Origin of the sequence: Hafnia sp. (assembly GCF_036648275.1) — a bacterium.
Taxonomy (GTDB): Bacteria; Pseudomonadota; Gammaproteobacteria; order Enterobacterales; family Enterobacteriaceae; genus Hafnia; species Hafnia alvei.
Window position 1 is genome coordinate 186,719 of the sequence record NZ_JAVXIQ010000001.1, and the last position, 14,833, is coordinate 201,551.

Annotated in this window: 9 protein-coding genes and 3 pseudogenes; 6 read left to right on the forward strand and 6 right to left on the reverse strand. The window is 43.3% G+C overall.

Annotation, left to right across the window (positions count from 1 at the left end):
- Nucleotides 1-191 precede the first annotated feature (191 nt).
- The 3 genes and pseudogenes from RSC70_RS01055 to RSC70_RS01065 all read left to right on the forward strand — a co-directional run.
- Nucleotides 192-299, forward strand: a pseudogene (locus tag RSC70_RS01055) (lysozyme); the annotation flags it as partial.
- A gap of 176 nt (nt 300-475) precedes the next feature.
- Nucleotides 476-1,009, forward strand: a pseudogene (locus tag RSC70_RS01060) (DUF4113 domain-containing protein); the annotation flags it as partial.
- A gap of 850 nt (nt 1,010-1,859) precedes the next feature.
- Entirely contained in the window at nt 1,860-4,556 is a 2,697-nt protein-coding gene (locus RSC70_RS01065; protein WP_332541402.1) for an autotransporter outer membrane beta-barrel domain-containing protein, read from the forward strand.
- Nucleotides 4,557-5,223: 667 nt separating this feature from the next.
- On the opposite strand, the pseudogene RSC70_RS01070 reads toward RSC70_RS01065, so the two are convergent.
- The 4 genes and pseudogenes from RSC70_RS01070 to RSC70_RS01085 form a co-directional block, all read right to left on the reverse strand.
- A pseudogene (locus RSC70_RS01070) lies at nt 5,224-5,400 on the reverse strand (integrase); the annotation flags it as partial.
- A 578-nt stretch (nt 5,401-5,978) separates the two neighbouring features.
- Complete coding sequence (locus RSC70_RS01075; protein WP_282806667.1) at nt 5,979-6,515, reverse strand: cytochrome b; 537 nt, start codon at nt 6,513-6,515, stop codon at nt 5,979-5,981.
- Nucleotides 6,516-7,989: 1,474 nt separating this feature from the next.
- On the reverse strand, nt 7,990-9,183 hold the full coding sequence (locus RSC70_RS01080; protein WP_332541404.1) for an MFS transporter: 1,194 nt from the start codon (nt 9,181-9,183) through the stop codon (nt 7,990-7,992).
- A gap of 143 nt (nt 9,184-9,326) precedes the next feature.
- Nucleotides 9,327-10,454 carry an alpha/beta hydrolase gene (locus tag RSC70_RS01085; RefSeq protein ID WP_234619188.1) on the reverse strand — a complete coding sequence of 376 codons (1,128 nt, stop codon included), beginning with the start codon at nt 10,452-10,454 and terminating at the stop codon, nt 9,327-9,329.
- Nucleotides 10,455-10,626: 172 nt separating this feature from the next.
- On the opposite strand from RSC70_RS01085, the gene RSC70_RS01090 reads away from it, so the two are divergent.
- Nucleotides 10,627-11,511, forward strand: coding sequence for a LysR family transcriptional regulator (locus tag RSC70_RS01090; RefSeq protein WP_046449200.1), 885 nt, complete (start codon nt 10,627-10,629; stop codon nt 11,509-11,511).
- A gap of 219 nt (nt 11,512-11,730) precedes the next feature.
- Here the strand turns inward: RSC70_RS01090 and RSC70_RS01095 are convergent, their stop codons facing one another.
- Nucleotides 11,731-12,648, reverse strand: a complete 918-nt coding sequence (locus RSC70_RS01095; protein ID WP_332541408.1) for a M14 family metallopeptidase — start codon at nt 12,646-12,648, stop codon at nt 11,731-11,733.
- A gap of 1,003 nt (nt 12,649-13,651) precedes the next feature.
- Here RSC70_RS01095 and RSC70_RS01100 point away from each other — a divergent pair.
- Nucleotides 13,652-13,936, forward strand: coding sequence for a YciI family protein (locus tag RSC70_RS01100; RefSeq protein WP_332541410.1), 285 nt, complete (start codon nt 13,652-13,654; stop codon nt 13,934-13,936).
- Nucleotides 13,937-14,001: 65 nt separating this feature from the next.
- On the opposite strand, the gene rcnR is transcribed toward RSC70_RS01100, so the two are convergent.
- Nucleotides 14,002-14,274, reverse strand: a complete 273-nt coding sequence (gene rcnR / locus RSC70_RS01105) for a Ni(II)/Co(II)-binding transcriptional repressor RcnR (protein ID WP_040047185.1) — start codon at nt 14,272-14,274, stop codon at nt 14,002-14,004.
- A 120-nt stretch (nt 14,275-14,394) separates the two neighbouring features.
- Here rcnR and RSC70_RS01110 point away from each other — a divergent pair.
- Nucleotides 14,395-14,833: nickel/cobalt efflux transporter (locus tag RSC70_RS01110; RefSeq protein ID WP_332541413.1), on the forward strand; the 439-nt coding region annotated here is incomplete at its 3' end.

The following is a 14,833-nucleotide window of genomic DNA, read 5'->3' on the forward strand; positions in this document are numbered from 1 at the left end:
TAATTACTTATTACCTAATGAGGGGATGGTTGTCGGCATCATTGTTGGCATTTTTTGCACTCTGGCTGGCCTTATTTCGGCGATTTATTTCCGCTGCCGCCGTGAGCGCTTATAACGTGAATGGATTCAAAGCCGTCAGGTGATAGCTCCTGCGCCGGTGAATGAAGAGCTGGAAATGCTGGAGCGACTAAACCAAACTTAGCGCAGCGGTTCTTGCACTAGTTCTCAGTGGGGCTACAACTGACAAAATCCTTGATCAGTTTCTTGGTGAGAAAGAGGGCGTTCGTACTATTGCTTACTTGTAGCATAGAGAATTTTGTCATTGTTATGCCCTTTGAAACTAAGAGTATAAAGTTTACAAACTAAAACTTAACAATCACTTAATAATAGTATGGTTATCGGGGGGGGTAGCCGCCAACACTCTGTTTAAGTGATGTTGATTTATTACATCACAGCCGACATTCACTGAGTGCCTGCGTTAATGCTGAATCACGCGGCGAAACAGTGGAACAAAACCGGTGGCGTTGTCGATTTATCGAATAAGTTAAGACAATGCAAGCTGATGGCCATCATGCCAGTAGAAGAGGAGTGGGGTGTTGGCAGACGACTATCCAAATCACTTAGAGCTACTGGAATTGATACGCTACTACAGTAATTTGGCATCCTCACGGCTATAAACACCCACGAATAACACTCGAGATATCATCAAACACGCATTGTCATGTTTAGATAAAATTTGGCAGCCGGGTAATTGGTATCAAAACGCGGGGATCATGCTTGGTGACTTTTCCGATAAAGGCGTATCACAGCTTAATCTTTTTGATGAGTTGGGGCCAAAGCCAAACAGCGAGGCGCTGATGAAGGTGTTAGATGAGATAAACAATTAGGGTAGGGGCAAGATTGGTTTGCAGGGCAAGGGATCATGAAGGGCTGGCAGATGAAGCGAAACATGCTTTCGCCAGCCTATACCACGCGGTTTTCAGAGTGGCCCATAGCGTTTGCTAAGTAAATCATAGGCCGCATTATTGTATATAGCGGCCTAAAAACACTAAACCATTTCAATTTCTTCACATACTAACCATTCATCAATTTCCTCGAATATCTCCTCAACCATCTTTCTGGTCACCTGAACTCAATATCTATTGCGATGGCAAATCGAGTGCTAGTCTCAGCACCCACGTGATAGCTCATCCCGCATTCTTGATACCTGTTAAGCATTTCAACTATTTAAGTTACGAATATTAGATAGAAATCGTGTTTCGAATGAATGTAGTAGGGCGAGATATATATTAAATACATGTTTAATAAATGACATCTTTAATAAAACTGAAAAATAACGAATGCAATCAAGAAAAATCCTATAGATCAGGTTTTGTAAAATATTGTCAACGAAAATTAATTAAATTGTTTAGCTTATGTTTAGTTACATAAAATTATATCAAATGTAATATGGTCACACTATGAAACGATTTTACATGATTGATAGTTTCTTGATATTCGATTTCTATTTGGTGCGATAGTCGAGGGCTGGCATAGTTCAAAAATCTTGTTTCATAGGTCAAATTAGAAGTTACATAACTAATCTAAAAAACCATTAAATTTTAATGGTCTGAAATATATAATAGGATTTATATGAATCATCCTTTTCGCCAGTCATTAATTGCATCATTAGTCGGACTTGCCTTAATTCCAACAACTCGATAGCAGAAAAATTACCTTCCGTCACAAATGGTAAAACAGAGACCGCAACAGAAAATACCATCTACGACCAGCAAGTTGGTCCAAGTGGAATTATTTATGTAAATGGCGGTACATTAAATGTAGAAAATAATGTAACGGTTGACTCCACTAACTCAACAGTGGCTGAATCTGGAAGTGGTATTTTAATTTTGGGTAATGGCAGTAAATTGAATGGAACTGATAACCTAAAAATTAATGTTAATAAGAAACAAACAGGTATTGGGTTCAATGCTAACTCGTCTGGGGCATTTATTTCATTGGGTGATAATGCCAGCATTACTGCTGAGGATAACTCAGCCATTAAGATAATGGGTTCAGACCATACATTGGTTAGTGGCGATAATCTAAACCTGGAATCTAAGTATTCGGCAATTCATCTTTTAGCAAATGACTCAACTGTAACAATAGGAGAAAATGCTAATTTAACTTCAACAGAGAGTAGTGCATTAGTTGTCCAAGGTAAAGGTAACACAGTTTCTGTTGGAGATGGTGGAAAGCTGAAAGCATCATACTATGGAGTTAGCTTAAGTGGAGTAGATAATACTGTTAACTTAGGTAGCGTTCAGCTTTCAGGATCTCGTGCCGTTCTTATGCAGGGTGAAAGCAATACGCTCAATATAGCATCTGGTTCTATATTGGCTGGAGAAATTAACCCAATGGCACCAGAAGATGGAGCTACTGCATTGGCCGTTGGTGGAATAAATAATACTGTCACAATTGATAACTCGTTATTAACATCTGAAGGTAAGCGCATAATACGACTCGGAAGTTCGGGAGTGAACGCTATAAATGATGGCAATACAGTTAACTTAAATAATGTAACAATTAAAGATGGTCAAAATTCTGAAAATGATGATTCTGTAATTGGTATTTTAACAACCAATAATGAAAAAATTAATAATGAATATGAATTCACGTTAAATTTAAATTCGGGTTTGATTGAAACTACTAATTCAAATTTGATCTCTAGTACTATGGAGCCCAATCAGGACGGTAATTCAGTTAGCTCAGCAAAAACACTGATTAACATAAATGATGTTACCATGAATAACACTAATGGTAATTATCTCGTTGTATTCGGGAAAACTGATTTATCGCAAAATCATACAGATTTAACATTAAATCTAACCCAGGCGGATGCATCAAGTTTTAGTAAGGGTATTATTAATAACGATCAATCCACTCTTGAGCTTAATTTGGATAAGTCTCAGATAATGGGTGATATTGTGAATAATACCGGCAGCCAAGGAGAGATGAAAATTAATGCCAGTAATGGTTCAATCATCTCAGGTAATATTTTTGCATTAAACGATGCAGGTAATATTGATACCGAGAATGCCTATACTAGCGTAAAACTTGATAATGCTGCATGGATAACTACTGATGACTCACATGTTAAAAACCTAACAAATGGTGGAACAGTGTTATTTGATTCGACTAACTCTATCCACACAATAACTGTACATGGAGACTATGTAGGGAACGAAGGGAACATTTTATTTAATGGTAAGTTGGCTGGAGATGACTCAGCGGTTGATAAGTTAATTGTTGAAGGCAATACCAGTGGAACTACATCTGTCAGTGTTAATAACCTCGGCGGATCAGGTGCGAAAACTATAAATGGTATAGAACTGATATCTGTTGCAGGGAACTCTGATGGTTTGTTCACACAGAATGGAAGAATTGTAGCTGGCGCTTACGATTATTCACTGATTAAGAATGGAAATAATTGGTATCTAACAAACGAAAATAGGGATCCAGTAGACCCAGTAGACCCAGTAGACCCAGTAGACCCAGTAGACCCAGTAGACCCGCCATCACCTCATAAGCCAAACGAGCGCCCTGAGGCCGGAAGTTATATTTCGAATCTGATGGCTGCGAATACAATGTTTAACGCCCGTCTACACGACCGTTTGGGGGAAACACAATATACAGACGCATTAACTGGCGAAAAGAAAGTCACTAGTATGTGGATGCGTAATGTAGGAAGCCATACTCGTTGGAAGAGTAATGGAGGGCAATTATCTACCCAATCTAATAGTTATGTTCTGCAGATTGGAGGTGATATTGCGCAGTGGAGTAGTAGTGAACTAGACCGTTATCATTTAGGTATCATGGTTGGTTACGGGAACCAAAAAAGTAATTCTGACTCAAATAGAACAGGTTATAAGTCAAAGGGGTCGCTGAATGGCTACAACACTGGTCTGTACGGTACATGGTATCAAAACGATGAATCTAAAAATGGCCTCTATGTAGATAGTTGGTTGCAATACAGTTGGTTTAATAATCACGTCAATGGGGAAGGTCTGGCCAGTGAGTCTTATAAATCAGATGGATTCACTGCTTCACTTGAAAGTGGTTACACTCAGAAAATGGGCGAGTTCATTGGAAGTCTTGGTACAACTAACGAATGGTATATTCAACCGAAGGCCCAAGTTATCTGGATGGGGGTCAAAGCAAAAGATCATGTTGAATCAAATGGTACACGTGTAAATGGCACTGGAAATGATAATATTCAGACTCGCTTAGGCATTAAAACGTTCTTAAATGGCCATAATAAAATAGACGATGGTAAAGATCGTGAGTTCCAGCCATTCGTTGAGGCAAACTGGATCCATAATACTCAGAGTTATGGTGTTAAAATGGATGGGGAAAGCGTGTCTCAAGCTGGTGTAGGCAACATTGGTGAATTGAAAACGGGTGTAGAAGGTCAGATTAATAAGAATCTAAACTTGTGGGGTAATATAGCTCAACAGGTTGGCGATAAGGGGTATTCTGACACAAAGGCAATGTTAGGTTTGAAATATAACTTCTAGTAGACAGGCTATCTAAAAGGCACCTGTGGGTGCCTTTTTTCTTTATTTTATGTGTTGAATATCCAAAAAATTCTCAACCGAAAAGCAATCTTCATCAAAATTGAATTGTGAGTTTAGATGTTCGCTCCCTTCATCAACATATTCAATCGCTCGTAAGCATCTTCTGAACTCTATTGTCATAATTATCTTTTTGTCTGGTAAATTGACAGTAGTTCAGTTAGCCGGCTAGATGTCATGCCTTTCAATTATCCATTCAGTATTAATAGTTCAATTACTGTCAGGTGTATCACGTCAAATTCTGCTAGCTGAAATAAAACGACCACGTTAGATTTTTATGTAGGCTCAAACCATCGAATTTAAAGCAAGAGGTTCTAGCTGATTTTCTTCGTAATAGCGGTTAAAGATGATCCATAACCTATTGTTTTTGCGATATTATTTTGTAGCTTAATATTACGAAATTCGAAGCTATCTATATGATAAAAATCTGAAAAAGACAGGATTTAAAATCCCTCGGCTGTAAGGCTGTACGAGTTCAAGTCTCGTCCCGGGTGCTAAGGAAATTTACTAGAATAATCAAAGCAATTGTGGCCGCCGAGAAGCGGTTTTTTTGTATCTAAAATCCGCCTTTCACCATTGTTTCGCCATTGGCTTTCTCCATTAACTGCCGTTACTTCTGCCCACCAACGACCGGAACGACTGCTATTTTTCTATCATAGCGTGCAGTTTGCGTCGCATTTTTATGACCAGAAATCGCCTACTTATCATTTAGCGTTCCCTCTAGATCTGATATCCCTTTTGCCTTCAAATCATGGAAGGTGAAGTTAAAGTCTAATTCTGAATATTTCACTGCTGCTGCTTTCTGTACCTTCATCTAATCTATAATTCATTTACAGAAGTAAAGAATTAGATACCAACGTAATGCCTTTACAATACCGATCGTTTTGAGCGATCAATAATCGATAATTGATCTATACAACCAATTTTAACCATGCTCTTCATGCTGTTATCTTCGCTTTTATTTTGGGAAGGAACTCTGCGTGAAGTTTTCCAATGGTGTAAAAGCAATATTTATTACGTTAGGTATTGGGCTGGTATGCATAATTAGTGCTTTAAACTGGGCCATAAACGGCTCTACTTCTCCCCGTGGTAAGCTAGAAATGCCAGGGCCTCAGGGGAAGGAATTCAGGTGTGGTGATCAAGCAACAGTTGTAACTCAAAGTCGATTATTTGAGATGCTGAATAGGGCGCCTGTCGGTATGTGTGTCAGTCGCGTTAATGATGATACGTTTGTCGCCAGAGAGATGGCCGTGATACAGAGATAACAGAATCCTTCGGGCGTGAGTAATACAGATGCACAAACAGCAGGCTGGGCACAGCAGCGGATTAAGGAGCTGTACCACTAATGCTAGCTCTTGCAGTTTGTTACTGAGTCTTTTTATTCGGCATCATCCTCAAGAGCGTGTTGTCATTTTGTATGTAGTGGTGAAATAACGCCGCAGCGGCATGAAATGCTATTAAGAAATAGCCAGCATTAGCGAGTGTTTCATGGAGATCTTTTATTGTCGTTTTTACTCCGTCATCAGCTGTCACAAAAGGCGAAATAGTAAAACCTAGCAAGCTCCATGATTTGCCACCATAGGCCATTAAAGCAATGCCGAGCACGGGTAAAGCAAGGAAGGTTGCATAGAGCGCAATATGCATGAGCTTAGCGGTGTACATCTGCCAACGTGGTGGTGGTGGAACAATATTCGGATCTTTGTATTTATGTTTCAGCCCTAAACGAAAGAACATGAGTAGCCATACAAACACACCGGCGTTGTAATGAGTTGCTCTCATAGCAAGATATGCACTTGAATCCTTAGGGAACCAGCCACGCAGCTCCATAGCGGCATAAGTCACAGCAATGAGGGCTAGTGTGAGCCAGTGGAGTCGTATTTGTAGCGTAGAGAATTTTGTCATTGTTTTGCCCTTTGAAACTAAGAGTATAAAGTTTACAAACTAATACTTAACAATTCCTTAATAAGAATATGGTTATGGGGGCGATTGTAGCTGCCAACGCTCTGTTTAAGTGATGCTGATGATTATTACATCACACCAAACATTCACTAAGTGCCTGCGATAATGCTGAATCACGCGGCGAAACAGTGGCTCAAAACCGGCGGCGTTGTCGATTTATCGAACGAGTTAAGGCAATGCAAGTTGATGGCCATCACACCAGTAGAAGAGGTGTGAGCAGACGCCTATCCAAATCACTTAGAGCTACTAGAATTGATACGGTACTACAGTAATTTAGCATCCACACAGTTGGAAATACCCACGAATGACACTCGAGATATCATCAAACACGCATTCTTTTTATACCATCACTCAGAGTTCTGGATTAGCTAATATATTGGTTTGGTTATAAATAGTTGGGTGTTAATTTTGTATTGCTATATAGAGCCAGATGTATTTATTAAAAAATAAGCATAAATAACGTTAGTCATTATTCAAATATTTGATTATTGCTGGTGTCACTATTATCTATAGAGCCTAAAATGTCATGAGAATTGGCTATTCATGCCATGTGATAATTATTACGCAAACGTTTGGTGTTATTAATAATTATAAAGATTATCATCTAGGTCGATTTGTAGAAATAATTTTGAATATCATTTGAGTCATCATATTCTGCGCCTAAGAACGCTTCTTCTTCGCTGATTATTATATCTGAAGTAATTGGGGGATCTGCATAATCATCATTTATATCGATAATGTCCTTTACTGAAACCTTTAGTTCGTGGCTTATGGTTGATATTACGTAATTAAATGATTCATAAGATAAATTTAGATCATGCGATTTCGATGTTGATAGCAGCATGGTGCATAACAAAGCAATTTGGTAAATAGGCATTTTAGTTTCTCAATAGTATGCTTTCTTAATAATTTAGCGAATAAACTATAAACAAAACCCAAATGAGATGATTTTTTGTTAACCTAAATAAGATCGCGTGAATAAATGAATCTAAGCCGATTGAAACCCTGCTTCTGAATGAATATATTAAAAACATTAAATTTATTAAAAACATTATCTCTAAATTGCGGTGGTAAATCGAGTATAAGCCTCGGCATCCATATATTTTTTATTAAGACGTTTTTTGGGTTTCTGAGTGGCTTTCTGCAATCCATCGGTCGGTACGGAACATATTCAGTAGATGAGTACGAATAGGTCGATTTCCAGCATCCTTTCTGTTGTGAGTCGGTAACCCCTATCGAAGCTATATTCAATAGTGTGTGGCTGCATAAATAATAGTCATGCTTAAAACAGTCTCATTCTGCTGGAGTGCGTCCTCACGGACAACTATCAAAAAATGCTCGGTGCTAAGCAGCCAAACTGGTGAGTAGCAGGGGCCGCTAAGAGTGAGAATCAGACGCTTGGACGAACGTGATTACGCTAGCGCGCATTGCTATTTTTATGCGATGTGAGAAACGTCATCGCTACCGCGCCAAGTAGTATTATCCCACTCAATCCGAAAGTACTTCGCCATCCCAAACTGTCGAATACCAGGCCTCCTGCTGTTGAACCAAGTGCAATCGAGAGTTGGATGACCGCAACCATGAGACCACCCCCAGTCTCTGCATCTTCGGGCAGCGTACGTGCTATCCATGTCCACCATCCCGTTGGTGCAGCCGTCGCAAGCAGTCCCCACAGGCTTAGCAAAACGGCAACTGCCCAGATGCTGTGGCCTACCAGCAGTAGCGTACCGGCAATCGCTGCCATAAGCAGAGGGATCATAATTAAGGTCTGATAGAACCTAGCGTTTAGGAGTGTCGATACGATCATTGTGCCGACAAAACCTGCTACGCCTATTGCTAGCAAAATTAGGGATAGGCCAGAGGGGCCCACGCTGGTTACAGTCTCCAGAAAGGGACACACGTAGGTAAATAAGGCAAACTGCCCCACAAAGAATAGTCCGCAGGCCACCAGTCCCGTAGGTACGTTCGAGATTCTAAACAGACGAATCATAGATCCCTGTTGCTTTTGTCTTTTATCGTTTTCCATTGAAGGTAGGCTTATGCATTGCCAAATGAACGCAGCTATGGCAACGGGAACGAGACATAAAAAAGCCCCGCGCCAACCGATGGTCGTCCCCAGATAGCTTCCAAGCGGCGCAGCCACAACGGTCGCCAACGCGTTCCCGCCATTGAGAATTGCCAGCGCACGGGGAACCTGATGCTGCGCCACGAGCCGAATGGCAGTCGCAGCCGACATTGACCAGAACCCACCGATAACGACGCCGATCATAATCCTCCCCAGCATATAAACTAGATAGTTAGGCGCTATAGCGATGACCATTCCCGATATGGCCATTAAGACCGTCAGTCCCAGAAGAAGATATTTACGATTCAGATTTCCGGCAATACGAGAGATAGTCAGGCTGGTCAGTACCGCTAGTGCACCAGATATGGCGATCCCCTGGCCTACCAGTCCTTCAGTGATGTGCATATCGTTGGCAATAAGCGTAAGCAGGCTGACAGGCATAAACTCGGAAGCGATTAGCACAAAAACGCAGAGCGTCATGGCAAACACGCCCCCCCAGTGAGCATCTGTTTTAGTGGGTGATGTTTTATGACTTACTGTGGACATTATCAGTATCTCTTTATATCGCTTCGGCGAGACTTAGCCGCAGCAAAAATAGACGCTATTCAGGGAATAACGATAAAAACGTGGGCGGGGATGATGTATGGGAAATAAACAACCGCCTGCAAATATCAGGCGGCTTCAGACCATTACTTTAAGTTGGTTTTGAAAAACTGCTCAAATTTAGCAAACGGGATCTTACTCGCAACGTTGTCGTACAGGTCAACATGGTTTGCCCCTGAGACAATGACCAGCTCTTTCTCTTTGCTGCCGATCGCCTTAAAGGCATCTTCAGCAAAATAGCGTGAATGGGCTTTTTCGCCGGTCACAATAAGCGTAGGGATAGTGACTTCATTTGCATAACTCAGCAGCGGCATATTCATAAATGACAGTGGCATGGTTGCATTCCACGCGCCGGTTGAGTTGACCGAACGCTCATGAAAACCGCGCGGCATACGATAGTAATCGAAGAACTCTTTAAGAACCGGATTGGGATTGGCGGGTAACGTTTCCGGCAGAATACGACTCGACGCACTGACGTTGCCTTTCTCATCAACATAAATGTCATGCCCGCCGGGCGCGAAAGCGCCATTTTTCGCATCCTTCCAGCGCTGTGCATTCAGGTACTGCAATATGGCACGACGGTCCTGTGTAGTATAACGATCTTTGCCATCTCCCACGCCATGTCCCATCGCACGGCTCATGTCGTACATCACGCTGGTTGCCACTGCTTTGACGCGGGTATCCATCGCGGCGTCGTTTAAAGCCATGCCGCCCCAGCCGCAGATACCCAGCAGCCCGATACGGTTGCGATCCACCTCTTTTTGCAGACCTAGGAAATCTACCGCCGCGCTGAAGTCCTCGGTGTTGATATCTGGAGACGCGACATTGCGCGGGTAGCCTCCGCTCTCGCCCGTATAAGAAGGGTCGAACGCTAGGGTAACAAACCCTTGCTCTGCCAGCGTTTGCGCATACAGGCCGCTTGACTGCTCTTTCACCGCGCCGAAGGGGCCGCTGACGGCAATGGCAGCCAGCTTACGCTCGCCACGATCCTTGGGAATGTAGAGATCCCCGACGAGGGTGATCCCGTAGCGGTTTTGAAAGGTCACTTTACGGTGAGCAACTTTCGTGCTTTGAGTAAAGGTTTTATCCCATTTATCGACCAGCGTAGCAGGCGCGTTCGGATTGGTTGTATCGGCATAACTCATATTTGAGACTCCACTTAATGATGCGCATAGCAGCATGGCACCTGTCAGTTTTTTGGTGAAAGCAGTCATCAAAATCTCCTCATAAAACATGATAGATGCAGGTTTCATACGGACAACGCTGCTGTGCTTTGTTGCAATGAGCACATTATAGTTAGCAGTAAAAGTGCTGATTAGTGGGTAAAAAATGCTAGAATTAATACCAAATTGTTCTAAATAATGGTGCGGCTGCGAGGGAGAAATTATGGCGAAACGGGAAAGCTATAACGATTTATACCTGTTCATGCAGGTGGTGCGGGAAGGGAGTTTTACCGCCGCGGCACAACGCCTTGGCCTGGCACAATCAGGGATCAGCCGTTCTGTGCGCGAACTTGAAGAACGACTGGGCGTTCAACTTCTGGTACGCACCACCCGCAAATTATCGCTCACCCATGCAGGTGAACAACTGTATGGAACCCTTGAGTCAGGATTTGACGCTTTAGATATGGGGCTAGCCACGCTTGCCCATTATCGTCAGTCCCCATCAGGTACGGTACGCATCAATGCCAGTCAGCACGCTATTGATAAAGTACTCCTGCCGAAGCTTGCAGTGTTTAAGCAGCGCTACCCTGATATCCGATTGGAACTCATCAGCGAAAGCCGGTTTGTCGATATTATTGCGGAGAGATTCGATGCAGGTGTGCGTCTAGGTCCGGAAGTTGGCAGTGGCATGATTGCTGTTCGCATCACTCCGGATATGGAGATGGCTGTTGTCGGTACACCAGAGCACTTTCGTCGCTACGGTTTTCCACAAACCCCCGCAGATTTAGTGGCTCATCCTTGTATCGCTTATCAATTCGGTGATGGTAGCCTGTATGCATGGGAACTACATCAAGATGATAAAAAAATCACCCATCGGCCGCAGGGTCAGTGGGTTTTTGCTGACAGCTATATGGAAGCAAAAGCTGCCAGTTTAGGACTGGGACTGGCTTATGTTCCGGAAGAGTTAGTTTCCGATGATTTAGAACGAGGTAATCTAATTAGGGTTCTGCAACGTTACAGCTTACGTCTTGAAGGTTCATTCATCTATTATCCTCATCGCAATGTGTCCCCCGCTCTGCGAGCAGTTATTGATACATTGAGGGTTTAAGGAATAACGACGATGTATGACATAAGACTTAGCAGGACCGTTAAACAGTTTCTGCTTCTGGCACACAGCGCGAACATTGCTGACTGAGCTGAAGGTCCGCAGTGAGCGATTAGCGGACATGTCTATCATCAGACGGTCTCTCTTTCCTTTTCGGTTATTTATTCAATTCAGATTGCACGGAAAATCAGTTTTCCCGTGCAATCTGATGGCAAAAAACTGCTATCCGCTCAGGGCGAATTTAATCGCACTACGGATGGTGGCAATCTGCGCCTGGTTGCATTCATCTGGAGACGTTGCAGGACTGTCTGGATAAACTTCTGTTGTGGTTGTAAATGGTGCGCCGGTCATTGTGGCGCAAAGATGATAGATACTGTTATCGTATTCAATCACACCCTCGCTGACCACAGGAAAACCAAGCATATTGCCTTCAACATCTGCTGGCGCAATATGTGTTACTTCCGAGACTGCGTTTATTATTGCCTGTTGGAAATCCAGCCTTGAATTCTGCGAATCACTGACCAGGTAAAAACCATCCGGGATTTCTTCGGGGTCATATTTCAAACCATCTCGTGCGGCCAGTGCCGGACTGAACTCACTTTCATCGGTGTTAGTCGTTTCGTGTAAATCAACATGAAGGACAAACCGGCCCGAATAAGGGGAGATTAATGACATCAATGTACTGGATTCTTCTGCTTTTCCCTCACTAAAAAACTGCCTATTTGGGTCTACGGCGTTATAGTTCCATCGGGATATGCGTTCATAGGCCCAGGGACTGACGCAGGGAACCACCAGTAAGTTTGCTTTTCCTTCGTAGCCTGTCTCATCACCTGATAGATACTCCAGTGCACTCATCACGCCGCTGGTCTCATAACCGTGTACCCCTCCGGTAATCAGAATAATCGGCAAGGTTTCGTCCCAGGACTTAGATTTTACAGCCATCAGTGGATAGATATCCCCATCGTAGCTTAGCTCTCCATACTGGATAACATCATAGACAGACTTGATATTTTCCAATGTGTTTAGCACGTCGTTCTGATAGCTACGAAAACGAGTCTGGCATTTCCGCCACTGCTGTAGTTCTGATTCTGTCCAAGGCTGACCTGGTGTACCTATAGGGTAATCCTGCTGTTCCGTCATAAGGTTCTCATTAAATTAGTTGCTGATCGGGTCTGAAGTACCCAAGCGAAATTAAATAGTGATGCTGGAACGTTATCATAAAAGCCTGTACCAGTAACTGGAGCCTCCCTAAAGGGACAAAGGTTAAACGTCCGCTTCTGGCACAGAACGGACTGGCACGTGGAACTCACAGCACGAAGCGGACAGATCAAGTTACTGTCTGGTCTGCATCTAGCGAGGAGCGGACCTAATCCTTTGACATGCCCTACAATGGGGGCTAGGTTGAACATTTGATTGTTAAACAATGGAGTTTTTATGATCTGGCGTGTTTTTGCGCTTTTTTTTATCATATGCGCATTTGCTGTAAATGCTGCTGATGGCGGGAATGGCGGGAATGGCGGGAATGGCGGGAATTATTCTGATGGAGGCAACGGATCAGACGGTAGTAATACTGTTTCTGCTCCGGGCCGGGCGGGTTGTCCGGGCGGAACCAATCCAGACCGGTCGGGAAAATTTTATCTTCCCGGGACAAAACAGCAATGCAATCCCGGGAAGCAGGATGCAATGAAAGACTCCAGGTAAGGTAATAGCATCAAGCGTCTTAAGAGCGGCTGACCTTCTCTTCATTGGGTTTGAACTGGTCCACAAAAACTGGCCACATCATAGGAGTCTTTCTAAAACCACAAACGTCCGTTCCTGGCACAGAACGGACTGGCACGTGGAACTCACAGCACAAAGCGGACAGATCAAGTTACTGTCTGGTCTGCATCGAGCAATTAGCGGACATGTCTATCATCAGACGGTCTCTCTTTCCTTTTCGGTTATTTATTCAATTCAGATTGCACGGAAAATCAGTTTTCCCGTGCAATCTGACGGCTAAAGAGCGGCTATCGGTTCAGGTCTTTGATACCACCAAATAACACCATCAGCTTTCATGACATGTATCAACCCACAATACTACCGGTGCGCTACGCTAGCGACTGCAAGCAATATTGTTCATGTGATTCATTGAGTTGGAGGTAGCGTGTTTATTGTTTCTTTATCGTATGTAAAACCACTTGCTGACGTGGAAGCGTGTCTGAGCGAACATCGACAGTTTTTAGATGCCTGTTATTCGAAAGGGTATTTTATTGCGTCAGGGCCGAAAGAGCCAAGAACGGGCAGGGTGATTCTGGCAAAGGGAATGACTCGAACTGAGTTAGAAACTCTGATCAAGGAAGATCCTTTTCATCGCGCAGGGGTTGCGCAGTATGAGATAACTGAGTTTATGCCCGTCAAACACGCGCAGGGATTTGAGCGTTATATCTGATCATCAAGAGAGCTTTCCTAGAACGAAGGCTCAATTTATTTGATGTCGGTTTATTTGATCTGGCGTTATTTGATATAGGAATCCAGTACTTTTAACACAACGTCGAGATCTTCTTGGCGCTGTCCCTCGTTGTCCTGATGCACAATATGTTCAGTCAGGTGGCCTTTAATCACCTCGCGCATCAATCCATTCACCGCACCGCGAATAGCTGCAATCTGCTGTAATACGGCTGAGCATTCATGGGGTTCGTCGAGCATTTTATTGAGCGCTGCAACTTGCCCTTGAAGCTTGCTGGTTCTGGCTTTTAGCTTTTTTTTATCTCTAATCGTATGTGACACAGCAACACCTTCATAACATTCTTAAGTGCTCAATATAGCACTTCATTTATACTGGGGGGTAGTATTTGATACTGGGGGGGAGTATGCTTTTTTGCACCCATAATAGTAAGAATTATTATCATGAACGATTTTACGTCACTGTTTCAGCAAGGTAATGCGTGGTTTTTTATCCCTAGCGCGATCCTTTTGGGGGCGTTACACGGATTAGAGCCTGGCCATTCAAAAACGATGATGGCTGCATTTATTATTGCCATTAAAGGTACGGTTCGGCAGGCTGTTATGCTCGGGCTTGCGGCAACGCTCTCTCATACCACTATTGTTTGGTTGATCGCATTTGGTGGGATGTATGTGAGCCAGAAGTTTACCGCGCAGTCCGTTGAACCTTGGCTTCAGTTGATATCAGCCATTATCATTTTAGCCACCGCCGTTTGGATGTTTTGGCGAACGTGGAAAGGTGAAAAAAATTGGTTGGCAAATACAGAGTCTGGCGATCATCATGACCACGACCACGACCACGACCACGACCACGACCACGACCACGACCACGACCACGACCACG